Genomic DNA, 24774 nt, shown 5'->3' on the forward strand with positions numbered 1-24774 from the left:
CAAATTGTAAGCGTTAACACATTAGCTGAGCACAGGCTGAGAGAAAGTGTAGCTGAGTTAAAAAAATGTGCAGGTGGGGGAAACTGAAGGCCCGAGAGGAATAAAAAGAAAAAAAAAGCCCCGCCGCGAGGCAGGGCTTTTTGAGACGTTTTCAGGCTTACAGGCTTACAGGCTTACAGGCTTACAGGCCCGCAGCCTCACGCAACTGTTCTGCTTTGTCAGTTTTTTCCCAAGGGAAATGTTCGCGACCAAAGTGGCCATAGGCAGCGGTTTCTTTATAGATCGGATGCAGCAGATCCAGCATCTGAATCAGGCCGTAAGGACGCAGATCGAAAAACTCGCGCACCAGTAAGGTCAGCTGTTCAGTAGACACTTTCTCAGTGCCAAAGGTCTCGACCATGATGGAGGTCGGCTCGGCAACACCGATGGCGTAGGAAACCTGGATCTCACAACGATCGGCCAGACCCGCTGCCACGATGTTTTTTGCAACATAGCGGGCGGCATAGGCGGCTGAACGGTCAACTTTTGACGGGTCTTTGCCTGAGAAGGCGCCACCGCCGTGACGTGCCATACCGCCGTAGGTATCAACAATGATTTTGCGACCGGTCAGGCCACAGTCACCCATTGGGCCACCAATAACAAAACGGCCCGTTGGGTTGATGTGATATTTGGTGGATGCGCTCAGCCACTCGGCAGGCAGGACGGGCTTGATGATTTCTTCCATCACCGCTTCCTGCAGATCTTTTTGTGAGATCGCTTCGCTGTGCTGAGTTGACAGAACGACCGCATCAATACCGACGATTTTGCCGTCGTCGTACTGGAAGGTCACCTGGCTTTTGGCATCCGGACGCAGCCATGGCAGCGTGCCGTTCTTACGCACTTCGGCCTGGCGCTGAACCAGACGGTGCGCATAGGTCACCGGGGCTGGCATCAGAACATCGGTTTCGTTTGTCGCATAGCCAAACATCAAACCCTGATCGCCCGCACCCTGTTCCAGCGGATCGCTGCGGTCAACGCCCTGGTTGATATCCTGAGACTGTTTGCCAATTGCGCTTAATACTGCGCAGGAGTTGGCATCAAAGCCCATATCGGAATGAACATAGCCGATTTCACGTACGGTATTACGAGTGATTTCTTCAATATCAACCCAGGCGCTGGTGGTGATCTCACCGCCAACCAGAACCATACCGGTTTTAACGTACGTTTCGCAGGCCACGCGCGCTTTGGGATCCTGTTCCAGGATCGCATCAAGCACAGCATCAGAAATCTGGTCGGCGATTTTATCAGGATGTCCTTCGGATACGGACTCGGATGTAAAAAGATGTTTAGCCATTATGTTCTTTACCTTACCAATGGTTTGAATTCGACTGCATAGCGCAAGTGAGTATTAGCTGACTTAACGCCCCTTAAGGCAAAGCCGTGAGCAGTCAGGTAGTGTCAGCACGCAGGCCAACTCCGCCTGGATATTAACCTGTTTAGATGGAAAACCATCTGGACGTCTATTTTAGGTTACGCGGTGAGCGAATTACCAGCCCTTTTTGATGTTGCACTGTTAACTTTACGCGCAGCAGTGGAAAATCCTGCTGACAGCGCGTGCATTAAGCAAATAATCTCTTTGCTTTTTTTAGGCGCAAAATGTATAAAACGCCGCTGCGTTCTCAGCAGCAAAAAGGATGACGCGCTTACCGCGTCGCGCCCGTCAGACAGCTGTCTGGCTTTCACCCAGGTGGTTTTCCACATGTCCAGGACATGTGCGGAGGTGATACGAGTAATGAGCCTTATCTTCTCTCTCCCGGCCTTTTCGCGTGCTGGCACGGCGCTGGCGTTATCCTGTTTCCCGTCCTTATTTCTCTTCTGCCGACATTTTATTGGTTTCGGTAATTATCCCGACACAAGCGCTGGTTAACCTCTGACGCGATAGCGGTTTATATCGTCCAGGCGGTGAGCGTCGTGAATTATTCGCGGCCCTTTTGTACCTGACGCGGCTGAGTGTTTTACACTTAACACTACAGTGATGCATCGTGCAGGTTCGCAACGCAGACAGAGCATGACGTAATATGTGGCAACGAATTTCCAGACTCCCGACCTTCAAGTCGGTTTACATTATTATCTTTCAACGGAAAATTGAGGTTCGCGATGTCTGACGGCATGAAGAATATCAAGGGTTCGTCAGCTGGCGAACAAGGTGCACTCCGCTCAATGCAGGAGGTGGCGATGAACGATCAGGACGCCAGCCTGATGCTGCGGACCTACAACATTGCCTGGTGGGGCAATAACTATTATGACGTCAATGAACTGGGTCATATTAGCGTCTGCCCCGATCCGGATCGTCCGGATGTGCGTGTCGATCTGGCTAAGCTGGTTAAGGAACGCGAGGCCCAGGGCCAACGCCTGCCCGCGCTGTTCTGTTTCCCTCAGATTCTTCAGCATCGCCTGCGCTCAATAAACGCTGCTTTTAAACGCGCACGTGAGTCTTATGGTTACACCGGTGATTACTTCCTGGTGTATCCCATCAAGGTGAACCAGCATAAGCGCGTCATCGAATCCCTGGTCAATTCTGGCGAACCGCTGGGTCTGGAAGCCGGTTCAAAAGCCGAACTGATGGCGGTACTGGCCCATGCCGGTCAGACCCGTTCGGTTATTGTATGTAATGGTTACAAAGATCGTGAATATATTCGTCTGGCGCTGATTGGCGAGAAGATAGGGCACAAGGTTTATCTGGTTCTGGAGAAGATGACCGAAGTGCGCATGGTGCTGGAAGAAGCCGAGCGCCTGAACGTGGTGCCGCGTCTGGGCATTCGTGCACGTCTCGCTTCACAGGGTTCTGGTAAGTGGCAGTCGAGCGGCGGCGAAAAATCTAAATTTGGCCTGTCAGCAACGCAGGTACTCAAGCTGGTTGAAATCATGCGTGAAGCGGGCCGGATCGACAGCCTGCAACTGCTGCATTTCCATTTGGGATCGCAGATGTCTAACATTCGCGATATCGCGACCGGGGTGCGTGAGTCTGCGCGCTTCTATGTGGAACTGGCAAAACTCGGCGTCAACATTAAGTGCTTTGACGTCGGCGGCGGCCTGGGCGTTGACTATGAAGGTACCCGTTCGCAGTCCGACTGTTCGGTCAATTACGGACTGAATGAATATGCCAATAACGTGATCTGGGGAATAGGCGCAGCCTGTGACGAGCATGGACTTGAGCACCCAACGGTGATTACCGAATCCGGCCGCGCAGTCACAGCTCACCACACGGTGCTGGTATCTAACATCATCGGCGTTGAGCGTAACGAATTCAGTAAGCCAGAAGCGCCAGAGATTGAGGATGCCCCGCGTCCTATCCTGAGCATGTGGGAAACCTGGCAGGAGATGCACGAGCCGGACACGCGTCGTTCGCTGCGTGAATGGCTGCACGACAGCCAGATGGACCTGTTTGATATCCATACAGGCTACTCATCCGGTACCTACAGCCTGAAGCAGCGCGCCTGGGCAGAACAGCTTTATCTGAGCATCTGTCACTACATTCAGCAGCATCTTGATCCCAGCAACCGCGCGCACCGTCCGATCATCGACGAGTTGCAGGAGCGCATGGCGGACAAGATCTACGTTAACTTCTCGCTGTTCCAGTCCATGCCGGATGCATGGGGTATCGATCAGCTGTTCCCTGTGCTGCCGCTGGAAGGCCTGAATAAAAAGCCGGAACGTCGTGCCGTGCTGCTGGACATCACCTGTGACTCTGACGGTACCATCGATCACTATGTTGATGGTGACGGTATTGCCACAACCATGCCGATGCCGGAGTACGACGTGGACAACCCACCGATGCTCGGCTTCTTTATGGTCGGCGCCTATCAGGAAATCCTGGGTAACATGCATAACCTGTTTGGTGACACCGAAGCGGTTGACGTGTTTGCCTTCCAGAATGGCGAGGTGGAGGTTCAGCTGTCGGATGAGGGCGATACCGTGGCCGACATGCTGCAGTATGTTCAGCTCGATCCGAACGAACTGATGACGCTGTTCCGTAAGCAGATTCAGACCTCTGAACTGGATGACGAACTGCGTGAGCAGTTCCTGCAGGAGTTCGAAAGTGGTCTGTATGGCTACACCTATTTAGAAGACGAATAAAGCCCCGCGAAGCGCTTGCAGCGGGTCGGGACATTGTTGATAATCGGCAGCAACCCATCCCTTCCTCGTCGGGCCTAACGACGCGGAGGGGATTTTTTTTATCTCAACCTTCATGGTGCGCGCTCCAGGCCCGCCTCATGCACAGACAGAGGACGACTTATGTACAATACCCTCGGCAATCAGTACGACAATTCACTGGTTTCTAACGCCTTTGGTTTTATGCGTTTTCCGGTTAATTTCCAGCCTTACGACAGCGACGCAGAGTGGGTGATCACTGGGGTGCCCTTTGACGCCGCGACCTCAGGCCGTCCGGGCAGCCGTCTTGGCCCAGGCGCTATCCGCCAGATTTCGACCAATCTCGCCTGGGAAGGCTGCCGCTGGCCGTGGGAGTTTGACCTGCGTCAGCGCCTGAACGTGGTGGACTGCGGCGATCTGGTTTACGCCTTTGGTGATTCACAGGATCTGTCTGACAAGCTGCAGGCCCATGCAGAGAAACTGCTGGCGAACGGCAAACGCATGATGACCTTTGGTGGCGATCACTACGTCACGCTTCCCCTGCTGCGCGCGCATGCGAAGCACTTTGGTAAAATGGCGCTGGTGCACTTTGACGCCCATACCGATACCTACTCCAATGGTCCAACGTTTGACCATGGCACCATGTTCTTTACCGCACCGAAAGAGGGGCTCATCGATCCTCAGCACTCGGTGCAAATCGGTATTCGTACCGAATTCGACAAAAGCCTGGGCTTTAACGTGCTGGATGCTGCTCAGGTTAACGACCGCAGCGTGGACGATCTTCTGGCGGAAATTAAGCGTACCGTCGGCGACCTTCCGGTTTATCTGACATTTGATATCGACTGTCTGGATCCTGCGCATGCGCCGGGCACCGGTACGCCGGTCATTGGCGGTTTAACCACAGATAAAGCCACTAAACTGATTCGTGGTTTACAGGGCATGAATATCGTGGGGATGGATCTGGTGGAAGTCGCGCCGGGTTACGATCACGCCGATCTGACGGCACTTGCCGCCGCTACGCTGGCGTTGGACATGTTGCACGTACAGGCAGCGAATAAAGGCTGATGCGACAGAGGGATAACCTCAGGGTTATCCCTCTGATTCTGACTTACTTGCCGTCTGCGGCGATGCGATCGCGAATATGCTGCGCACGCGCTTCGGAGTCCGGGTGGGAGTCAAACATTGAGCTTTGACGGCCCTGTTCCAGTTTTGCCAGTTTTTCAAAGCTGGTTGCCAGCCCGACCGGATCAATACCGCGCTTTTTCAGCAGGTTGTATGAGTAGTCATCAGCCTGAGTCTCCTGCGTCTGCGAGAACTGGGCATTTACTAATTTTTCACCCATATCACCCAACTGCGACTGTGACAGCGAACCAATAATACCGCCAGCCGATGCCGCCGCGGTGCGTGCTGCCGTTGTGGTGAAGGCGACCTGCATCGCTTTGCGCGTATGACCCAGCGCAACGTGGCCCATTTCATGGCCCAGTACCGCCTCGACTTCATTGTCGGTCATCATATCCATCAGTCCGCTGTAAACGCGGATGCAGCCATTGGCCATTGCCCAGGCGTTAACGTCTTTGGTCTGGTAAACCTTGTAGTTAGCCGGAATACCATTGATGTTGTCGCCCAGTGCCGCAGCGATTTTATTCAGCCGTTGCTGGTACTCGCTGTCAGCTGGCGCGACCTGATTTTCTTTGTCCATTTGGGCGCAGGACTGATCGCTAAGCTGCTTAACCTGAGCATCGCTCAACGTGTAAGCCTGAAATGCCTGTGCGCCGGATTGCAGCAGACCATTACTATTTACACCCTCACAGCCGCTAAGCAGCGCAACCAGGCCCAGAGCCAGTGCCATTTTATGAATTTTCATTCTGTCGTCCCATAAGTAACAAGATAAAAAACAAACACCTGAATCCGTACAAGGTGGTTTAACCAACAGGTTATAGTTCGTGATAAACCCTTTTGCTAGCAGACATGACTGGAAAAGCCAGACGAAGCGGGAACATTTAGCGTTTTACGACATTACTTTTGCCCCGTTTTTCATGTACATTGTGGTGAAACTTTTCCCCGTGCTTTGCCCGATAGCTGATTAATTACAACAGGTTAAGGCGCAAATCATTAATCCGAACTGGAGTAGAAGATGCCCTCTCGTAAAGATCTTGCCAACGCCATTCGCGCGTTAAGTATGGACGCAGTGCAAAAAGCTAAATCGGGACATCCGGGTGCCCCGATGGGCATGGCGGATATCGCCGAAGTCTTGTGGCGCGGCTATCTCAATCATAACCCAACCAACCCACACTGGGCCGATCGCGACCGTTTTGTTCTGTCCAATGGTCACGGTTCGATGCTGATTTACAGCCTGCTGCACCTTACCGGCTACGATTTACCGATTAGCGAGCTGGAAAACTTCCGTCAGTTGCATTCTAAAACGCCGGGGCACCCTGAATATGGCTATACCGTGGGCGTGGAAACCACTACCGGTCCGCTGGGGCAGGGCATCGCTAACGCCGTAGGTTTTGCCATTGCGGAGCGCACGCTGGCAGCACAGTTCAACCGTCCGGGCCATGAGATCGTAGATCATAATACCTGGGTCTTTATGGGCGACGGCTGCATGATGGAAGGCATCTCACACGAAGTGTGCTCGCTGGCGGGTACGCTGAAGCTGGGCAAGCTGGTGGCATTCTATGATGACAATGGTATCTCCATCGATGGTCATGTTGACGGCTGGTTCACCGATGACACCGCGAAGCGCTTCGAAGCGTACGGCTGGCATGTGGTGCGCGGCGTTGACGGTCACGATGCCGACGCCATCGCGAAAGCCATTGAAGAAGCGAAAGCGGTGAGCGACAAGCCGTCACTGCTGATGTGCAAAACTGTGATCGGTTTTGGTTCACCGAATAAAGCGGGGACCCACGACTCACACGGCGCACCGCTGGGCGATGACGAGATAGCGCTCACCCGCAAACAGTTAGGCTGGGACTATCCGCCTTTCGTTATTCCTTCAGACATTTATGCTGAGTGGGATGCTAAGGAAGTAGGCAAGGCGAAAGAGGATGCGTGGAACACGAAATTCGCGGCCTATGCCAGTGCCTTCCCAGAGCTGGCTGCAGAATTTACGCGCCGCATGAGCAACGAACTGCCGGCTAACTGGCAGCAGGAATCGCAGAAGTTTATCGAGCAGTTACAGGCTAACCCGGCGAAAATCGCCAGCCGTAAAGCCTCACAAAATGCGATCGAAGCCTTTGGTAAAATCCTGCCAGAATATCTGGGCGGTTCGGCTGATCTGGCACCCAGTAACCTCACCATCTGGTCTGGCTCTAAGCCCATCAATGAAGACGCTGCCGGCAACTATATTCACTACGGCGTGCGTGAATTCGGTATGACCGCGATTGCCAACGGTCTGGCGCTGCATGGCGGCTTCCTGCCTTATACCGCGACCTTCCTGATGTTTGTTGAGTATGCACGTAACGCCGCCCGTATGGCCGCGCTGATGAAAATCCGTCAAATTATGGTTTATACCCACGACTCTATTGGCCTGGGCGAAGATGGCCCGACGCACCAGCCGGTAGAGCAGATGGCGAGCCTGCGTACCACACCAAACATGAGCCTGTGGCGTCCGTGTGATCAGGTGGAATCAGCAGTGGCGTGGAAATATGCGATTGAGCGTAAAGATGGTCCAAGCGCACTGATCTTCTCTCGTCAGAATCTGGCGCAGCAGGATCGTACCGCAGAGCAGCTGGCAAACGTGGCCCGTGGCGGTTATGTGCTGAAAGACAGCGCGGGCACGCCAGAGCTGATTCTGATCGCCACCGGTTCAGAAGTTGAACTGGCTGTGGCTGCGTATCAGAAACTGACCGATGAAGGCCGTAAGGTTCGCGTGGTTTCCATGCCATCAACGGATGCGTTCGACAAGCAGTCTGCTGAATATCGTGAATCTGTCCTGCCGAAGGCCGTTGCCGCTCGCGTTGCCATTGAAGCGGGTATTGCAGACTATTGGTTCAAATATACCGGCCTGAACGGCGCTATCGTCGGCATGACCACCTTTGGTGAGTCAGCGCCTGCTGAGAAGCTGTTTGAAGTATTCGGCTTCACGGTAGACAACGTGGTAGCGAAAGCAAAAGCGTTGCTGGCCTGACAGAAGGGCACAGGCGAGTGAAGGCTCGCCTATGCCCAGATGAAAGGGGGCGCAGTTTGCCCCCTTATCGACAAAATTATTCCTGTAGTAATAGCGATTTTTTGCGTAATTTTGTGATGTAGATCCAAAAATACGCAGCCCGCTTGATCGCAATCATTCCCGTTATTCCTTCCTTCTATTATCCTAGCTGAACCGTTTCAGTTTAGGCTGCTTTGCCTGCGGTCGGGCTAAGAATCTCCTGTACAAAATGCAGTGAAACGCTCAGGCTATCTGCACCTTTTTTTCAGTCTGGTTTGGCAGGAGAAAGATGACCATTCGGGTAGCGATAAACGGCTTTGGTCGCATTGGGCGCAACGTGTTGCGTGCACTGTATGAAACGGGGCGCCGCGCGGAGATCACAGTGGTGGCAGTTAACGAACTGGCTGAGGCTGCGGGCATGGCGCACCTGCTAAAGTACGATACCAGTCATGGGCGTTTCGCGCTGGATGTGCGTCAGGAGCGGGATCAGCTGTGGGTCGGAGACGATATTATCCGTATCCTGCATCGTGCCGGACTGGACGAACTGCCCTGGGGCGAGCTTAACGTTGACGTGGTGCTGGACTGCACAGGCGTTTACGGTTCCCGTGATGACGGCGAAGCCCATCTGCGTGCAGGAGCGAAGAAAGTGCTGTTTTCCCATCCAGGGGGGAACGATCTTGATGCAACCGTGGTGTATGGCGTTAACGAGCAGGAACTGAAACAAACGGACTGTATTGTCTCTAATGCATCCTGTACCACTAACTGCATTATTCCGGTGATCAAGCTACTGGATGACGCTTTTGGTATCGAGTCGGGTACAGTAACGACTATCCATTCGGCGATGCACGATCAGCAGGTGATTGACGCCTACCACAGCGATCTGCGCCGTACGCGTGCGGCCAGTCAGTCTATCATCCCGGTGGATACCCGGTTGGCGGCAGGCATTGCGCGTATTTTTCCGAAATTTAACGATCGCTTCGAAGCCATCGCGGTTCGCGTACCGACGATCAACGTGACGGCCATTGATCTCAGCGTTTCCGTGCGCCAGCCCGTTCGGGCCTGTGAGGTTAACGCCTTGTTGCAAAGCGCGGCAGAAGGGGCATTTCGTGGTATAGTTGACTATACAGAATTGCCGTTAGTCTCAGTAGATTTCAACCATGATCCGCACAGTGCCATTGTGGACGGTACACAAACGCGGGTCAGCGGTCAGCATCTGATCAAAACCCTGGTCTGGTGTGACAACGAATGGGGCTTTGCTAACCGAATGCTCGACACAACGTTAGCGATGGCCGCAAGCGGTTTCAGGTAAGACGCGGTTTGCGTCTGGCAAAACTTATGAGAATCAACGAGAGGGTTCACCATGTCCGTAATTAAGATGACCGATCTGGATCTTGCTGGCAAACGCGTTTTAATTCGCGCCGATCTCAACGTACCAGTGAAAGAAGGGAAAGTGACGTCAGATGCACGTATTCGTGCTTCACTGCCAACTATCGAAGCGGCGTTGAAACAGGGCGCCAAAGTGATGGTTACCTCTCACCTGGGTCGTCCGACCGAAGGTGAATACAACGAAGAATTCTCACTGCTGCCAGTAGTGAACTACCTGAAAGAGAAACTGAACGGTACTCAGGTTACCCTGGCGAAAGACTACCTCGACGGCGTCGATATCGGCGCGGGCGAACTGGTCGTACTGGAAAACGTTCGCTTCAATAAAGGCGAAAAGAAAGACGACGAAGCGCTGTCTAAGAAATACGCTGCGCTGTGCGACGTCTTTGTTATGGATGCTTTTGGTACCGCGCACCGCGCCCAGGCATCCACGCATGGCGTTGGCAAATTTGCCCCTGTCGCCTGTGCTGGCCCGCTGCTGTCAGCTGAGCTGGAAGCGCTGGGTAAAGTGATGAAGAACCCTGAGCGCCCGCTGGTGGCTGTGGTCGGTGGTTCTAAGGTTTCAACCAAATTTGACGTGCTGCAGTCGCTGGTGAAGATTGCCGATACCGTGATTGTCGGCGGCGGCATCGCCAACACCTTTGTCGCTATCGACAACAACGTGGGCAAATCGCTGTATGAGCCAGACTTCGTTGACGCGGCCAAAGGCCTGCGCGATCAGTACGGCATTCCTGTTCCAACCGATTCACGTGTTGGCACGGAATTCTCTGAAACTGCCCCGGCAACCGTGAAAAAGGTTTCGGAAGTCGCAGATAACGAAGAGATTATGGACTTCGGTGATGAAACCGCTCAGGCCATGGCGATCATCCTGAAGAATGCCAAAACCATTCTGTGGAACGGCCCGGTGGGCGTGTTTGAATTCCCGAACTTCCGCAAAGGCACCGAGATTGTGGCTAACGCCATTGCAGACAGCGAAGCATTCTCAGTGGCGGGCGGCGGTGATACGCTGGCGGCTATCGACCTGTTCGGTATCGAAGACAAAATCTCCTACATCTCTACCGGCGGCGGTGCCTTCCTGGAGTTCGTGGAAGGCAAAAAACTGCCTGCCGTAGCCATGCTGGAAGAGCGTGCGAAGCAGTAATCCTTTGGGGGCGGTGCCCTACGGCATCGCCTGAAAACTCGCCCGAAACCGGGCGTTTAAATCGCTGTCCCCGTATCGGGGATAACCGGTCACGAAACAGGACACAATCATGTCTAAAATTTTTGATTTCGTAAAACCCGGCGTTGTCACTGGTGATGACGTTCAGAAGATCTTCAAAGTAGCGAAAGAGAACAAATTCGCTCTGCCTGCGGTCAACTGTGTCGGCACCGACTCCATTAACGCTGTACTGGAAGCCGCGGCGAAAGTAAAAGCGCCGGTTATCGTACAGTTCTCCAACGGTGGTGCTGCATTCATCGCCGGTAAAGGTTTTAAAACAGACAAGCCACAGGGCGCAGCGATTTTCGGTGCCATCTCTGGCGCACACCACGTGCATCTGATGGCTGAGCAGTACGGCGTGCCGGTTATCCTGCATACCGACCACTGCGCCAAGAAACTGCTGCCGTGGATCGACGGTCTGCTGGACGCGGGCGAAGAGCACTTCAAGAAAACCGGTAAGCCGCTGTTCTCTTCTCACATGATCGACCTGTCCGAAGAGTCACTGGAAGAAAACATCGAAATCAGCAGCAAATACCTGGCGCGCATGGCGAAAATCGACATGACCCTGGAAATTGAGCTGGGCTGCACCGGTGGTGAAGAAGATGGCGTAGATAACAGCCATATGGATGCTTCAGCGCTTTACACTCAGCCAGAAGACGTAAACTACGCGTACGAAAAACTGAATGCGATCAGCCCGCGCTTCACCATTGCGGCCTCTTTCGGTAACGTGCACGGCGTTTACAAGCCAGGCAACGTTAAACTGACCCCAACCATTCTGCGTGATTCACAGAAATATGTCTGTGAAAAACACGGTCTGCCGCACAACGCGCTGGATTTCGTATTCCACGGTGGTTCAGGTTCATCTGCTGCAGAAATCGAAGAGTCTATCAGCTACGGCGTGATCAAGATGAATATCGATACCGATACTCAATGGGCAACCTGGGACGGCATCCTGCAGTACTACAAAAAGAACGAAGGCTATCTTCAGGCGCAGCTGGGTAACCCAGAAGGCGCAGACAAGCCTAACAAGAAATACTATGACCCACGTGTATGGCTGCGCTCTGCCCAGGCATCCATGGTGGTGCGTCTGGAGCAGGCGTTCAAAGAACTCAACGCCGTTGACGTTCTGTAAGCATCACGCTGCTGGCGTCTGAGTTCGAGAGAACGGCAGACGAACGACTCAGTCCCGATCGTCCGATCGGGACTTTTTTTTATCCTTTCTGCTCACGCTCAGTTTCATTTCTTTTTGTCGGGCGACACATTCTGACGTGCTGTCACAACCTCACTGCAGCGCGCGCTGTATCCTGTGTGTGGCTTAACAGGTGAGGGCAATCGTATGGCCGTCAAACGCATTGTGGCGAATATTCGGGCCGGAAATATGGAAGAAGCAGAACGCTTCTACGGTGACATTCTCGATCTGAAACTGGCGATGGATCACGGATGGATCATGACCTGGGCCGCGGATAACACGATGGTGCCGCAGGTCAGTATTGCGCGGGAAGGCGGCGCCGGCACAGCTGTTCCGGATTTATCCATTGAGGTTGATAATCTTGATGAGGTGTATCAACGCGTTGTCGCTGCGAGGCTGCCGGTCGACTATGCGCTTACAGAAGAAGCGTGGGGCGTGCGTCGTTTTTATGTCCGTGATCCGTTTGGCAGGCTGATTAATATACTCAGCCATGTGCCCTGAACAAACATCGTGCGCGGAGGCCGGCGTGCTGATGCGTAAGTGTGCAAAACCGCCTTCCCGTATCACTCAGTTTGGCGTCTGGCTAAATAATTGATTACCCTTAACCATTGGGTGTCGGATTACATCTGGCAGTTTTTTGTCTTTCCCCACAGGGGAACTATCGACAGGGCTTACAAATGGAAGACTTGAATGTTGTTAATGGCATTAACAGTGCCGGTGGCTGGCTGGTACACAACCAGGCGCTGATTCTGAGTTATGCCGTCAATATCGTCGCGGCAATTGCCATTATCATTGTCGGCATGATCATCGCCAGGGTGATTTCTAACACGGTTAATCGCCTGCTGCTCGCGCGCCATATTGACGCCACCGTAGCCGATTTCCTTTCCGCCCTGGTGCGCTATGGCGTTATCGCCTTCACGGTCATTGCTGCGCTGGGTCGTGTCGGCGTGCAGACGGCATCGGTTATCGCCGTGCTGGGTGCCGCCGGTCTGGCAGTAGGTTTAGCCCTGCAAGGCTCGCTCTCCAATCTGGCGGCTGGCGTCCTCCTGGTCACCTTCCGTCCTTTCCGCACCGGTGAGTTTGTCGATTTGGGCGGCGTAATGGGCACCGTGCTCAATGTGCAAATTTTCTCGACCACCCTGAAATCTGCCGATGGCAAAATCGTTGTGGTGCCAAATGGTAAAATCATCAGTGGCAATATCATCAACTTCTCGCGCGAGCCAGTGCGCCGGAATGAATTCATTATCGGCGTTGCCTACGAAGCCGATGTGGATGAGGTGATTGCCCTGTTGCGCGGCGTCGTTGAGGCCGATCAGCGCGTACTTAAAGAACGTGGCATCCAGATTGGCCTGAATGAATTAGGGGCGTCATCGCTTAACTTCGTGGTGCGTTGCTGGAGTAACAGCAGCGATCTGCAGGACGTTTACTGGGACTTACTGAAAAACTTTAAACGTGCGCTGGACAGCAAAGGTATTGGCATCCCTTATCCACAAATGGATGTGCACCTGCACCAGGTTCAACAACCTGAAAGCGAGACGACCGCAACGCAGTAATGTTAATGGGCGGCAGCGGTCGCCCATTAATTTTGTTAATAGCAGATTAATTTTTTCAATTTCCGCTAATCTGACTCGCTCTTTATAATCCCTGCATCTCACCGATGTAAGGAATGTCATCCAGTGTTAACCATTTACTTTCAAGGGCTTGCTCTTGGGGCGGCGCTTATCCTGCCGTTAGGCCCACAAAACGCCTTCGTGCTGAACCAGGGGGTAAAGCGCCAGTATCATTTGATGACTGCGGCGCTTTGTGCGTTAAGCGATATCGCATTGATCTGTGCGGGCATTTTTGGCGGCAGTGCGCTCCTGAATCAGTCTCCCTTACTGCTGATGCTGATTACTTGTGCCGGGGTTGCCTTTTTGCTCTGGTTCGGTTGGGGCGCCTTACGCACGGCATTTAGCCGTAACATTGAACTGGCATCGGGTAGCCACGCAACGCAGAGCAGAAAACGAATTATCGCGACGATGTTGGCGGTGACCTGGCTGAATCCGCATGTTTATCTTGATACCTTTGTTGTGCTGGGAAGCCTGGGCGGGCAGTTAACCGGAACGGTTGCGCGACAGTGGTTTGCGCTGGGGACCATCAGCGCCTCGGTGCTGTGGTTTTTCGGTCTGGCGCTGCTGGCGGCCTGGCTTGCGCCTCTACTGCAAACGGCGCGCGCTCAACGCATAATTAACCTGCTGGTCGGTGCGGTCATGTGGTTTATTGCGTTTCAGCTTGCCCGGCAGGTCATCACGGGATTTTGAGTAAAAGCTATACGAAAACGGGTTATTGAGGCCAGTCTGCCGAACTTTTGCCATAATCTTCACTCCAAACAACGCGTAATATGATGCGCTTGTGGGCTTCATGTACTGGGAGCCATCGAACTGACCTTTTCAAGGAGGACTTTCATGAAACTGAAAGCATTGGCGCTTGCCGCGATGATGAGTGCAGGGGCATTGCCTTTGAGCGTACAGGCTGACGAACTGCCGAACGGACCCCATGTTGTTACGTCAGGTAAGGCAACTGTAGATGCCCGCCCGGATATCGCGACGCTGTCAATTGTGGTGAATGTCTCATCGAAAGATGCCGCAGAGGCAAAAAAGCAGGTCGATAGCCGCGTAGCGCAATATTTTGATTTCCTGCAAAAAAACGGTATTGAGAAAAAGGATATCGAAGCCGCGAACCTGACGACGCAGCCAGAATATGATTACACCAAAGACGGTAAGTCACAGCTCAAAGGCTACCGTGCGGTGCGTCAGGTTCAGGTCACCGTACGTCAGCTGGACAAACTTAACGATCTGCTTGATGGTGCGCTGAAGTCAGGTCTGAATGAAGTGCGTAGCGTTGAACTGGGCGTCGCTAATCCTGAAAGCTACAAGCAGCAGGCACGTCAGGCCGCAATCAAAAATGCGACCCAACAGGCGGCTGAACTGGCTGAAGGTTTTAATGCCAAACTGGGCCCGATCTACAGCATTCGTTATCAGGTGGCAAACTATCAGCCAATGCCAATGAACCGCATGTTTAAAGCCGCGGCTGTGGCAGATACTTCTGCACAGGAAACCTACGATCAGCAAAGCATCAACTTTGATGACCAGGTGGATGTGGTTTTTGAGATGAAACCAAATACGGCACAGTAAACCTTTATTGGTATTGTGGTTAAGCCATCAGGGGCAATTTTTGCCAGGCGGTCCTCGCGCCGCTGACGCGGTTCCTTCACATCGCTCATCAACCTGACGGACCGGCGCAGCCGGCACATCCCTGTGCCGGCTGCGCCTTTTACCCGCATCCTTGCGGGTAAATCCTGGTTGATTCCCTCTGCTCGGCGCTGCGTATTGCCTTCTAAAAAATGCCCCTGACGGCCATTAACGCCGTGCCGCTTTCACAAGTGCACCTTCTCACCGCAACGCCCAAATTTTGCTGCGGGAAAGGGCGATTATTCCGCCGTATCCTGACGTAGCACCCGATGGCCATGCGCAATCAGCGCATCCGTTACCCGACGCATCAGGCGGCTTTCAGGCGCAAAGCGGTGCCAGTACAGCATCCGACGTTGATACAGCCCCGGCGTGAGGTCGATTAGCTCGCCACTCGCCAGTTCGCGTTCAATCTGCAGATGAGGGATCATACAGCAGGTCGAGCCCTGCCGGGCCATTTGCACAAACGCTTCGGACGAGTTGACGATGTGGCAGGGAACGCTACCCGGTGATAAATCAAAATTCTGCTGCAAAAAGGCCTGATGCATATCATCCAGGTGATCAAATGCCACGGCTGGCGCTTTAAGCAGGGCGGAACGCGTTACACCATTGGGGAAAAAGCGCTCTGCAAAATCCTTTGACGCCACAAACAAATAATCCAGCGCACCCAGTTGATCCACCAGACAGCTGGGTAGCGGCTGCGGTTGAATACTGACTGCGCCAACCACTTCGCCTCGTCTCAGACGCTCTTGAGTGCGGGTTTCATCCTCAACCTGAAGGTTCAGGCGCACAGGCGAATCGGCCAGTACGTCTTTTAATGCCGGTAACAGCCACGTTGCCAGACTGTCGGCGTTGACCGCCAGCGACAGCAGTAGCGGCGTCGTGCCGCTGTTCTCATCGCCCAGCCACTCTTCCTCCAGTAACTCAACCTGGTGCAGAAGTGCGAGCAGCTTTTGCCCCTGTTCAGTGGGACGAGGCGGTACCGTACGAACTAATAACGGCTGACCAAACAGATTTTCCAACTGTTTAATGCGTTGCGAGACGGCAGACTGCGTAATGCAAAGTTTTTGTGCGGCACGTTCAAATCCGCGTTCACGTATCACTGCGTCCAGCGCCTGAAGCGTTCTGTAGTCCGGGCGTTTCATTATTTTTCTCTCTCCTTCAGGATGGACGTTACTATGCCACAAATATTCCAACGGAAATGTCAGCGATATTTTTGTGGGCTGGCTTCCAAAGCATTAAATCCGCCCAATGCATCCGAGCATTTTCAGCAAGCCTTGCTTTATACTACGCGCATTTCCTTATCGCACAGGTTCTAAACATATCATGACCCAGGATGAACTGAAAAAAGCTGTTGGTTGGGCCGCACTGGATTATGTGCAGCCCGGTACTGTCGTCGGCGTCGGTACGGGTTCTACGGCCGCTCACTTTATTGATGCGCTCGGCAGCATTAAACATCAGATTGAGGGGGCCGTATCCAGTTCCGAAGCGTCGACGCAAAAGCTAAAAAGCCTGGGCATTCAGGTGTTTGATTTGAACGAGATTGATGATCTGGCCATCTATGTCGACGGTGCCGATGAAATTAACCCACAAATGCAGATGATCAAAGGGGGCGGTGCTGCCTTAACTCGCGAGAAAATCGTCGCGGCGGTCGCCAAAAAGTTTATCTGTATCGCCGACGCATCCAAAGAAGTGGACGTGCTTGGACGCTTCCCGTTGCCGGTTGAAGTTATCCCGATGGCGCGAAGCTATGTCGCGCGTGAACTGGTGAAGCTGGGCGGTTTGCCGGAATATCGTCAGAATGTGGTGACCGACAACGGTAATATCATTCTTGATGTGCACAACCTGCGTATTCTCGATCCCATCGAGCTGGAAAAAACGATTAATGCCCTGCCTGGCGTCGTCACCGTGGGGCTTTTCGCCACGCGTGGCGCAGATGTCGCATTGATTGGCGGACCTGACGGTGTCAAAACCCTCAAAAAATAAAGCACCGGGCGCACAACAGGGCGCCCGCTTTTTTTGATTTAAAAAAACTTTTCTCACCAGGCTGAAATTTGGTGACTTATGTCACATAACCGTCATCGGCAGCGGGTTCGTTCTTCTCGATGCGGCCAACCCACGATTTTGTCTGGCAAAGTACGTCCTCTGAGCCCTGCCATGCTGGCGGTCAGGCAATCGTTTGTATTGCCGCAGGCGATTTTTTTGATATTTTGACAGACGGCTGACTGCGTTCAGTCCTCGTTGAATTCTGAATAGGGTTGGGAAATGGCAAAGGTATCACTGGAAAAAGACAAAATTAAGTTCCTGCTGGTGGAAGGTGTCCATCAGAGCGCGCTGGAAAATCTTCGTGCTGCAGGTTACACCAATATTGAATTCCACAAAGGCGCACTGGATGCCGAGGCGTTAAAAGCTTCCGCTCGCGATGCGCATTTTATCGGTATCCGTTCCCGTTCCCAACTGACCGAAGAGATTTTTGCCGCTGCAGAAAAACTGGTAGCGGTGGGCTGTTTCTGTATCGGAACGAATCAGGTTGATTTAAATGCCGCAGCGAAACGCGGTATCCCGGTTTTTAACGCACCTTTCTCAAATACGCGTTCTGTGGCCGAGCTGGTTATTGGCGAGATGCTGCTGATGCTGCGCGGTGTTCCGGAAGCGAATGCCAAAGCGCACCGTGGTATCTGGAATAAAATCGCCAAAGGCTCTTTTGAAGCGCGCGGTAAAAAGCTGGGTATCATTGGCTATGGCCATATCGGTATGCAACTGGGCGTGCTGGCAGAAAGTCTGGGCATGCACGTTTACTTCTATGACATCGAAAACAAGCTGCCGTTGGGCAACGCATCACAGGTTCGTAGCCTGACGCAGTTGCTAAATATGAGTGACGTTGTCAGCCTGCATGTCCCGGAAACCGCCTCTACGCAAAATATGATTTCTGCCAATGAGCTGGCGCAGATGAAGCCTGGCGGCCTGCTGATAAACGCCTCACGCGGCACCGTGGTAGATATTCCTGCACTGTGCGAAGCGCTGGCCAGCAAGCAGGTTGGTGGCGCTGCGATTGATGTGTTCCCTGTAGAGCCGGCGACCAACAGCGATCCGTTTGTTTCCCCACTGAGCGAATTCGACAACGTTATCCTGACGCCGCACATCGGGGGATCGACGGAAGAAGCGCAGGAGAATATCGGGATTGAAGTCGCGGGCAAGCTGGCGAAATATTCGGATAACGGTTCAACGCTGTCCGCCGTCAATTTCCCGGAAGTGTCATTGCCGATGCACGGCATTAGCGCCAGTCGTCTGCTGCATATTCACGAAAACCGTCCGGGCGTACTCACCGCGATCAACCAGATTTTCGCTGAACAAGGCATCAACATTGCCGCTCAGTACCTGCAAACCTCTCCGATGATGGGTTATGTGGTCATCGACATTGATGCTGAGCACGAACTGGCAGAGAAAGCTCTGCAGCTGATGAAGGCGATTCCGGGAACGATTCGCGCCCGCCTGCTTTACTGATCCCACGCTGTCACCTACCCGGGCACACAAGCATGCCCGGGTTTATTCATCCCATAGCCACAGTTTTGATGGCGTCAGCACGGCCGGCAAAGGAATGTCCCACGCCGCTGTAGGCAGCGCGTCAACCCGCTGACAGTCATGAGCGATGCCCACCGGTAAAAACCCATGCTGTTTCCAGTTCTGTAAGGTGCGATCGTAGAAGCCGCCCCCCATTCCTAAACGCTGTCCGGCGCGATCAAACGCCACCAGCGGTACCATCATTACGTCCAGTTCATCCAGCGTGATCAGATGGCGGATATCCAGCGGGGGTTCGGGAATGCGCAGTTTATTTTGAATTAACTGTGTTTCTGGCGTATAGCGCAGAAAAAGCAGATGGCCCGCTGCGAAGGGGTGCAGAACCGGCAGGTAAACCCGTTTGTTTTGCTGCCACAGCCTGGCGATAAGCGGTCGTGTATTGATTTCGCCATCAACAGACAAAAACAGTGCCACGTTGTTGGCATCGGCCAGTGGTGCAAAGTTGATCGCATGTTGGGCGAGTTGTTCGGCTGCCGCATGTTGCTGCTCAGCGCTCAGAGCGCGACGTAGGTGGCGAACGTGCTGACGGATGTCCTGACGCAGTACTAAAGAGGGTGCTGACATGGTGTCCCCCAGACAAAGTCGCTTAAGCGACGCATTATATCATGCCTGGTGGGAGGTAATGCAGTACGACCAGAAAGGAGATCTCCGAGATGCCGCCGTAGGCTGTAACCCTTGAACCCTTGGTTCAAGGTGAACATGCCGTCGCAACCATCAGGCTTCTCGGACGGACCGAGCATGCTCACAGGTTGCGGAGCGTCACATTCTGTTGGTATGAAATATCGGCTCAGGGGACTGGCCCACTTGCAAACATCTCAGAGAAAATTGACTTCACCGTTAGTGTAGCACACTGACCATGAAGTGTTATTCGAACTTCGCATCCTGGCGGTCGGTTATGCGACCTTGCTCAACTAAAGCCTGTTCAATGGTCTGCTGTAACATACGGATTCGTTGTTCCATGTTAGCAGCATAGTCACGCGTCTTACCTTTCTCTTGTGCCAGTTCATGGCAAATGTTTAACGCGGCAATGAACACCAGTTGCTCTGTATTTGTGACTCTAGTGCGAACTTTTAAATCTTGCAACCGTTGATTGAGATCTTCTGCTGCCGCGTTCAGCGCATCTTGCTGTTCAGGCGGACAATTCACTCTCAAAGAACGACCAAAAATTTGTAAATCTACCGGTTGTGCAGACATGCCACCTTCCTGACTGATTACCTGGCTCGCCATTCCCCTTAGCCTTCAATGGCCTGGGAGGCGGGCAACTATATAGACCTGAGAAATAAGATACAACCCCTTTTCTGGAAACCTTGAGGCAGCTAGTGGTAGCATACCACGAACTCTTACAGCCAACGACGATGAAAAATGATGTCTTCACAGAACGCAACCCCCGATTACAACGCGCTGGCGGCGGCGCTCTCACAGCATGGCGTGGGCATGACGCCTGCGGAAATGCACGGCTTACTCAGCGGCATCTTATGTGGCGGTAACGCGGATAACAGCTGGAAAACGCTGGTCCACGATCTTGCGAACGAAGGCATGGCTTTTTCGCAGACGCTGTCCCTGCCACTGCAGTCTTTGCATGAAAGCATTGCGACTGCGCTAGAGGACGATGGCTTCCTTTTTCAACTGATGCTGCCCGCCGATGATGACATTACGGTGTTTGATCGCGCTGATGCACTGGCGGGCTGGGTAAACCATTTTTTACTTGGTCTGGGCGTAACTCAGCCTAAACTGGATAAGATCACCGGTGAAACGGGCGAGGCCATTGACGATCTGCGCACGATTGCTCAGTTGGGCTACGACGAAGACGAAGATCAGGAAGAATTAGAGCAGTCGCTGGAAGAGGTGATTGAGTACGTTCGTGTTGCAGCACTACTTTGCCACGACACTTTCACTCGTCCGCAACCGACTGCGCCAGAAGTACAAAAGCCAACGCTACACTAAGCCAGCTATCTGAGTTTAACAGGGAGTGCAGACATGATTTCACTGGAAAATTTTCAGCAGCGCCGTCAGGCGCTGCTGGCGAAAATGGTTCCGGGCAGCGCAGCGTTAATTTTTGCCGCGCCTGAAGTAACGCGCAGTAATGATAGCGAATATCCGTTTCGTCAGAACAGCGACTTCTGGTACTTCACGGGGTTCAATGAGCCTCAGGCGTTACTGGTGCTGATCAAAAGTGATGAGAACCACAATCACAGTGTGCTGTTTAATCGTGTTCGCGACCTGACTGCAGAAATCTGGTTTGGCCGCCGTCTGGGACAGGATGCGGCGCCCGCTAAGCTCGGCGTGGATCGTGCCCTTCCCTGGAACGATATTGGTGAACAACTCCACCTGCTGCTGAACGGCCTGGATGAGGTTTACCACGCGCAGGGCCAATATGCTGAAGCCGATAAACTGGTGTTCGGTGCGCTGGATAAACTGCGGCAGGGTTTTCGCCAGAATCTGAGCGCGCCTGCCAGCCTGACAGACTGGCGTCCCTGGGTGCATGAGATGCGCCTGTTCAAAAGTCCGGAAGAGATTGCCATTCTGCGCCGTGCGGGTGAGATCAGTGTGCTGGCGCATACGCGCGCAATGCAGGCCTGTCGTCCGGGCCTGTACGAATATCATCTGGAAGGGGAAATTCATCACGAATTTAACCGCCACGGTGCGCGATTCCCGTCTTACAACACGATTGTGGGTTCCGGCGAAAACGGCTGCATTCTGCACTACACCGAAAACGAGTGTGAGATGCAGGACGGTGATCTGGTGCTTATCGATGCCGGATGTGAATGGCAGGGCTATGCGGGTGACATTACCCGGACGTTCCCGGTTAACGGTAAATTCACTCAGCCGCAGCGGGCGGTTTACAACATCGTACTCAAATCACTGGAAACGGCACTGTCCCGATTCCGCCCTGGCGTTAGCATCCGCGAGGTTAATGATGACATCGTGCGCATTATGGTCACTGGACTGGTTGAGTTGGGGGTAATGCAGGGCGAGGTCGATACGCTGATCGCTGAAGATGCCCATCGTAAATTCTTTATGCATGGTCTGGGCCACTGGTTGGGTCTGGATGTCCACGATGTGGGGCACTACGGCACACCAAGCCGCGATCGTATCCTGGAGCCGGGCATGGTTATCACCGTCGAACCGGGGTTGTATATCGCGCCCGATGCTGACGTCCCTGTGGAATACCGCGGTATCGGCATCCGCATCGAGGATGACATTGTGATTACCGAAACCGGTATTGAGAACCTCACCGACAGCGTCGTGAAAGATCCTGATGCAATCGAAGCGCTGATGGCGGCGGCACGCGCGTTATGACCATTCTTATCGCCGGTGGAGGAATGACCGGCGCCACCCTGGCGCTGGCCATCGCGCACCTGACACAGGGTAAACTGCCCGTGACGCTGATTGAAAGCAGCGAGCCTGGCAGCCGTGCGCATCCGGGCTATGACGGCCGGGCGATTGCGCTGTCTGCCGGAACCTGCCAGCAGCTTGCTGATATCAATCTCTGGCAGCGGATTTCCCCCCGTGCCACACCGATTACCACTATTCACGTATCCGATCGCGGCCATGCCGGTTTCGTGTCACTCGCCGCCAGCGATTATGCGATTCCCGCGCTGGGGCAGGTGGTTGAATTATTCGACGTAGGGCAAAGCCTGTTCACACAGTTAAAACAGGCACCTGGCGTCACACTGCGCTGTCCCGCGCGCGTCACTCAGGTGGCCCGATCCCAGGAAAGCGTGCGGGTCACGCTTGATAATGATGAACAACTGGAAGGCGATGTGCTGGTAGCCGCTGATGGCACCCGTTCAGCCGTTGCGGCCGCCTGCGGCATGCAGTGGCACACCGAGCCTTATCAGCAGTTAGCGCTTATTGCCAACGTCACCAGTGAACTTCCCCATCAGGGCCGGGCTTTTGAACGCTTTACCGAGTTTGGCCCGTTGGCGCTGTTGCCAATGTCAGATAATCGCCTCTCGCTGGTGTGGTGCCATCCGCTGGATCAGCGCCCGCAGGTCGAAAGCTGGAGTGACGAGGCGTTTCTCAGCCAGCTTCAGCGCGCGTTTGGCTGGCGACTGGGCAAATTTATCCATACCGGTAAGCGTGACGTTTATCCGTTAGCGCTGCAGCAGGCCTATTCGGTGGTTTCCCATCGCGTCGTTACGGTTGGTAACGCGGCACAGACGCTGCATCCTATTGCCGGTCAGGGGTTCAATCTTGGCCTGCGTGACGTGATGTCGCTTGCAGAAACCCTGGCAACCGCGCACCGACAGCAGCAGGACCCTGGCAGCTATGCGGTCCTGCAACATTACCGCCAACGTCGCCAGCAGGATCGGGCCATTACCGTGGGCATCACTGACGGCCTGGTGCGTATGTTTGCCAACCGCCATGCGCCGCTGGTCGTCGGGCGCAACCTTGGCCTGCTGGCAATGGATCACCTGCCATGGCTGAGAAATCTTCTGGCCGAGCGTACGCTCGGCTGGGTTAAGCGTTAACTGAGAGGCACTGATGCAAACTTACGATGTAGTGGTCGCCGGTGGCGGTATGGTGGGTCTGGCAGTAGCCTGCGGTCTGCAAGGGAGCGGATTACGCATTGCCGTGCTGGAGCAGTCTGCCGGGCCGCAATTTGATGCAGGCGCATCGCCATCCGTACGCGTATCCGCAATTAACGCGGCCAGTGAACGTCTTTTGCAGAAGCTGGACGTCTGGTCAACGATTCTGTCGCTCCGTGCCAGCCCTTATCAGGCAATGGAGGTCTGGGATCGCGACAGCTTCGGTACGATCGCATTTGACGGTGAGCAGCAGGGCCTGACGCATCTTGGGCACATCATCGAAAACCCTGTGATCCACAGCGCCTTATGGCAGCGCGCCAGCCAGTGCAGTGATGTTACGCTGCTGCCTGCTTCCCAACTGCAGCAGGTGGCCTTTGGCGATAATGAAGCCTTTATTACGCTGCAGGATGGCAGCATGATGAGTGCACGGCTAATGGTGGCGGCGGACGGGGCCAACTCCTGGTTGCGTAACAAAGCCGATATTCCCCTGACGTTCTGGGATTACGATCATCATGCGCTGGTCGGGAATATTCGCACGGCGCTGCCACACGACGGCGTAGCGCGCCAGGTTTTTCACGGCGATGGCATTCTGGCTTTCCTGCCGATGCAGGATCCCCATCTTTGTTCTATCGTCTGGTCTCTTTCTCCTCAGGAAGCCAGCCGTCTCGAAACCATGCCGGAGGCGCTGTTTAATCAACAACTGTCGGTCGCGTTCGATATGCGCCTGGGGCTGTGCCAGCTGGAAGGCGAGCGCAAGTGTTTCCCGCTTACGGCACGCTATGCACGTAACTTTGCCGCTCACCGGCTGGCGCTGGTGGGCGATGCGGCACATACCATTCATCCGCTGGCAGGACAGGGCGTCAACCTGGGTTTCATGGATGCTGCTGAGCTGATTGGCGAAATCCGCCGCCTGCACCAGCAGGGCAAAGATATCGGCGAGCACCTTTATCTGCGCCGCTACGAGCGCAGTCGCAAACACAGCGCTGCCATGATGCTTGCCGGAATGCAGGGTTTTCGTGAACTGTTTGCAGGCAATCATCCAGCCAAAAAGCTGTTTCGCGATCTGGGCCTGAAACTGGCTGATAACCTGCCGGGCGTGAAGCCGGTAATGCTGCGTCAGGCCATGGGCCTGAACGATATGCCAGCATGGCTGCGGTAACGCCGCTCACCCGCAAAAAGCCAGCATAATTGCTGGCTTTTTTATGCTCACCCTCCGCTGCACCGTAAAAATGCAGGGCTGCACTCTGACTGCGCATCGTTTGATTTATTCTAATTTTGCGTGAAGTTTCGCATTACTTTTTTTTATCCATGACTGTTTTCGACCCGCTATTTTTTTAACATCCTGCTGGACTGTGCGCATAAATTTGCTGTGAATAAATCACTATGGC

The 24774-nt window shown here is 53.9% G+C and carries 21 protein-coding genes and 1 other RNA gene; 16 read left to right on the forward strand and 6 right to left on the reverse strand.

The features are described 5' to 3' along the window. Nucleotides 1-181: 181 nt before the first annotated feature. Nucleotides 182-1333 carry a methionine adenosyltransferase gene (metK, locus tag ACPXSQ_RS13500; RefSeq protein ID WP_013027081.1) on the reverse strand — a complete coding sequence of 384 codons (1152 nt, stop codon included), beginning with the start codon at nt 1331-1333 and terminating at the stop codon, nt 182-184. A gap of 803 nt (nt 1334-2136) precedes the next feature. On the opposite strand from metK, the gene speA reads away from it, so the two are divergent. Beyond that, complete coding sequence (gene speA, locus ACPXSQ_RS13505) at nt 2137-4116, forward strand: biosynthetic arginine decarboxylase (RefSeq protein WP_014594507.1); 1980 nt, start codon at nt 2137-2139, stop codon at nt 4114-4116. Nucleotides 4117-4275: 159 nt separating this feature from the next. Continuing rightward, a complete protein-coding gene (gene speB / locus ACPXSQ_RS13510; protein WP_013027079.1) occupies nt 4276-5196 on the forward strand; it encodes an agmatinase in 921 nt (306 codons plus the stop codon). A gap of 43 nt (nt 5197-5239) precedes the next feature. On the opposite strand, the gene ACPXSQ_RS13515 is transcribed toward speB, so the two are convergent. Then, the gene (locus ACPXSQ_RS13515; protein ID WP_015699583.1) at nt 5240-5995 is read right to left on the reverse strand and encodes a M48 family metallopeptidase; all 756 of its coding nucleotides are present in this window, start codon (nt 5993-5995) and stop codon (nt 5240-5242) included. Nucleotides 5996-6265: 270 nt separating this feature from the next. On the opposite strand from ACPXSQ_RS13515, the gene tkt reads away from it, so the two are divergent. The 8 genes from tkt (at nt 6266) to ACPXSQ_RS13555 (ending at nt 15221) form a co-directional block, all read left to right on the forward strand. Beyond that, nucleotides 6266-8260, forward strand: coding sequence for a transketolase (gene tkt / locus ACPXSQ_RS13520; protein ID WP_013027077.1), 1995 nt, complete (start codon nt 6266-6268; stop codon nt 8258-8260). Nucleotides 8261-8567: 307 nt separating this feature from the next. Continuing rightward, on the forward strand, nt 8568-9587 hold the full coding sequence (epd, locus tag ACPXSQ_RS13525) for an erythrose-4-phosphate dehydrogenase (protein ID WP_013027076.1): 1020 nt from the start codon (nt 8568-8570) through the stop codon (nt 9585-9587). Nucleotides 9588-9638: 51 nt separating this feature from the next. Beyond that, nucleotides 9639-10802: a phosphoglycerate kinase gene (pgk, locus tag ACPXSQ_RS13530; RefSeq protein WP_426144049.1), complete on the forward strand. Its 1164-nt coding sequence runs from the start codon at nt 9639-9641 to the stop codon at nt 10800-10802. A gap of 109 nt (nt 10803-10911) precedes the next feature. Further along, nucleotides 10912-11991 (forward strand): class II fructose-bisphosphate aldolase, encoded by a 1080-nt coding sequence (gene fbaA, locus ACPXSQ_RS13535; protein ID WP_013027074.1) that lies wholly within the window; start codon nt 10912-10914, stop codon nt 11989-11991. A 204-nt stretch (nt 11992-12195) separates the two neighbouring features. Continuing rightward, nucleotides 12196-12549 (forward strand): VOC family protein, encoded by a 354-nt coding sequence (locus tag ACPXSQ_RS13540; RefSeq protein WP_015699585.1) that lies wholly within the window; start codon nt 12196-12198, stop codon nt 12547-12549. 176 nt (nt 12550-12725) lie between these two features. Continuing rightward, nucleotides 12726-13601: a small-conductance mechanosensitive channel MscS gene (gene mscS / locus ACPXSQ_RS13545; RefSeq protein WP_014594505.1), complete on the forward strand. Its 876-nt coding sequence runs from the start codon at nt 12726-12728 to the stop codon at nt 13599-13601. Between the two features lie 123 nt (nt 13602-13724). Further along, entirely contained in the window at nt 13725-14348 is a 624-nt protein-coding gene (argO, locus tag ACPXSQ_RS13550; protein WP_064374250.1) for an arginine exporter ArgO, read from the forward strand. Nucleotides 14349-14492: 144 nt separating this feature from the next. Beyond that, nucleotides 14493-15221 (forward strand): oxidative stress defense protein, encoded by a 729-nt coding sequence (locus ACPXSQ_RS13555; RefSeq protein WP_013027070.1) that lies wholly within the window; start codon nt 14493-14495, stop codon nt 15219-15221. Nucleotides 15222-15517: 296 nt separating this feature from the next. Here ACPXSQ_RS13555 and ACPXSQ_RS13560 read toward each other — a convergent pair whose 3' ends face one another. Continuing rightward, on the reverse strand, nt 15518-16420 hold the full coding sequence (locus tag ACPXSQ_RS13560) for a LysR family transcriptional regulator ArgP (RefSeq protein ID WP_014594503.1): 903 nt from the start codon (nt 16418-16420) through the stop codon (nt 15518-15520). A 181-nt stretch (nt 16421-16601) separates the two neighbouring features. Between ACPXSQ_RS13560 and rpiA the strand changes: the two genes are divergently transcribed. Both rpiA and serA read left to right on the forward strand, forming a co-directional pair. Next, nucleotides 16602-17261 carry a ribose-5-phosphate isomerase RpiA gene (rpiA, locus tag ACPXSQ_RS13565; RefSeq protein ID WP_014605122.1) on the forward strand — a complete coding sequence of 220 codons (660 nt, stop codon included), beginning with the start codon at nt 16602-16604 and terminating at the stop codon, nt 17259-17261. A 279-nt stretch (nt 17262-17540) separates the two neighbouring features. Next, nucleotides 17541-18779, forward strand: coding sequence for a phosphoglycerate dehydrogenase (serA, locus tag ACPXSQ_RS13570; RefSeq protein WP_013027067.1), 1239 nt, complete (start codon nt 17541-17543; stop codon nt 18777-18779). A gap of 42 nt (nt 18780-18821) precedes the next feature. On the opposite strand, the gene ACPXSQ_RS13575 is transcribed toward serA, so the two are convergent. From ACPXSQ_RS13575 to zapA, 3 genes are all read right to left on the reverse strand, one after another. Then, complete coding sequence (locus ACPXSQ_RS13575) at nt 18822-19418, reverse strand: 5-formyltetrahydrofolate cyclo-ligase (RefSeq protein WP_013027066.1); 597 nt, start codon at nt 19416-19418, stop codon at nt 18822-18824. Between the two features lie 77 nt (nt 19419-19495). Then, nucleotides 19496-19679: non-coding RNA, 6S RNA (gene ssrS / locus ACPXSQ_RS13580), on the reverse strand. Nucleotides 19680-19718: 39 nt separating this feature from the next. Continuing rightward, entirely contained in the window at nt 19719-20048 is a 330-nt protein-coding gene (gene zapA / locus ACPXSQ_RS13585; RefSeq protein ID WP_015699590.1) for a cell division protein ZapA, read from the reverse strand. Between the two features lie 171 nt (nt 20049-20219). Between zapA and ACPXSQ_RS13590 the strand changes: the two genes are divergently transcribed. From ACPXSQ_RS13590 to ubiI, 4 genes are read left to right on the forward strand one after another with little or no spacing between them, the layout of a single operon-like run. Next, on the forward strand, nt 20220-20798 hold the full coding sequence (locus ACPXSQ_RS13590) for a YecA family protein (protein ID WP_026020902.1): 579 nt from the start codon (nt 20220-20222) through the stop codon (nt 20796-20798). A 33-nt stretch (nt 20799-20831) separates the two neighbouring features. Next, nucleotides 20832-22154 carry a Xaa-Pro aminopeptidase gene (gene pepP / locus ACPXSQ_RS13595; protein WP_426144055.1) on the forward strand — a complete coding sequence of 441 codons (1323 nt, stop codon included), beginning with the start codon at nt 20832-20834 and terminating at the stop codon, nt 22152-22154. Then, nucleotides 22151-23329, forward strand: a complete 1179-nt coding sequence (gene ubiH / locus ACPXSQ_RS13600; RefSeq protein ID WP_426144057.1) for a 2-octaprenyl-6-methoxyphenyl hydroxylase — start codon at nt 22151-22153, stop codon at nt 23327-23329. Before pepP ends, ubiH begins: the two co-directional genes overlap by 4 nt. Before the next feature lie 13 nt (nt 23330-23342). Continuing rightward, nucleotides 23343-24545, forward strand: a complete 1203-nt coding sequence (gene ubiI / locus ACPXSQ_RS13605; RefSeq protein ID WP_014594500.1) for an FAD-dependent 2-octaprenylphenol hydroxylase — start codon at nt 23343-23345, stop codon at nt 24543-24545. Nucleotides 24546-24774 lie beyond the last annotated feature (229 nt).

The organism is Pantoea sp. EEL5 (genome assembly GCF_049892805.1).
Classification (GTDB): domain Bacteria; phylum Pseudomonadota; class Gammaproteobacteria; order Enterobacterales; family Enterobacteriaceae; genus Pantoea; species Pantoea ananatis.

Bases quoted from the DNA above. Each gene is read 5' to 3' on its own strand.
- metK (WP_013027081.1), bottom strand. From the start codon at position 1,333: ATGGCTAAACATCTTTTTACATCCGAGTCCGTATCCGAAGGACATCCT.
- speA (WP_014594507.1), top strand. From the start codon at position 2,137: ATGTCTGACGGCATGAAGAATATCAAGGGTTCGTCAGCTGGCGAACAA.
- speB (WP_013027079.1), top strand. From the start codon at position 4,276: ATGTACAATACCCTCGGCAATCAGTACGACAATTCACTGGTTTCTAAC.
- ACPXSQ_RS13515 (WP_015699583.1), bottom strand. From the start codon at position 5,995: ATGAAAATTCATAAAATGGCACTGGCTCTGGGCCTGGTTGCGCTGCTT.
- tkt (WP_013027077.1), top strand. From the start codon at position 6,266: ATGCCCTCTCGTAAAGATCTTGCCAACGCCATTCGCGCGTTAAGTATG.
- epd (WP_013027076.1), top strand. From the start codon at position 8,568: ATGACCATTCGGGTAGCGATAAACGGCTTTGGTCGCATTGGGCGCAAC.
- pgk (WP_426144049.1), top strand. From the start codon at position 9,639: ATGTCCGTAATTAAGATGACCGATCTGGATCTTGCTGGCAAACGCGTT.
- fbaA (WP_013027074.1), top strand. From the start codon at position 10,912: ATGTCTAAAATTTTTGATTTCGTAAAACCCGGCGTTGTCACTGGTGAT.
- ACPXSQ_RS13540 (WP_015699585.1), top strand. From the start codon at position 12,196: ATGGCCGTCAAACGCATTGTGGCGAATATTCGGGCCGGAAATATGGAA.
- mscS (WP_014594505.1), top strand. From the start codon at position 12,726: ATGGAAGACTTGAATGTTGTTAATGGCATTAACAGTGCCGGTGGCTGG.
- ACPXSQ_RS13555 (WP_013027070.1), top strand. From the start codon at position 14,493: ATGAAACTGAAAGCATTGGCGCTTGCCGCGATGATGAGTGCAGGGGCA.
- ACPXSQ_RS13560 (WP_014594503.1), bottom strand. From the start codon at position 16,420: ATGAAACGCCCGGACTACAGAACGCTTCAGGCGCTGGACGCAGTGATA.
- rpiA (WP_014605122.1), top strand. From the start codon at position 16,602: ATGACCCAGGATGAACTGAAAAAAGCTGTTGGTTGGGCCGCACTGGAT.
- serA (WP_013027067.1), top strand. From the start codon at position 17,541: ATGGCAAAGGTATCACTGGAAAAAGACAAAATTAAGTTCCTGCTGGTG.
- ACPXSQ_RS13575 (WP_013027066.1), bottom strand. From the start codon at position 19,418: ATGTCAGCACCCTCTTTAGTACTGCGTCAGGACATCCGTCAGCACGTT.
- zapA (WP_015699590.1), bottom strand. From the start codon at position 20,048: ATGTCTGCACAACCGGTAGATTTACAAATTTTTGGTCGTTCTTTGAGA.
- ACPXSQ_RS13590 (WP_026020902.1), top strand. From the start codon at position 20,220: ATGTCTTCACAGAACGCAACCCCCGATTACAACGCGCTGGCGGCGGCG.
- pepP (WP_426144055.1), top strand. From the start codon at position 20,832: ATGATTTCACTGGAAAATTTTCAGCAGCGCCGTCAGGCGCTGCTGGCG.
- ubiH (WP_426144057.1), top strand. From the start codon at position 22,151: ATGACCATTCTTATCGCCGGTGGAGGAATGACCGGCGCCACCCTGGCG.
- ubiI (WP_014594500.1), top strand. From the start codon at position 23,343: ATGCAAACTTACGATGTAGTGGTCGCCGGTGGCGGTATGGTGGGTCTG.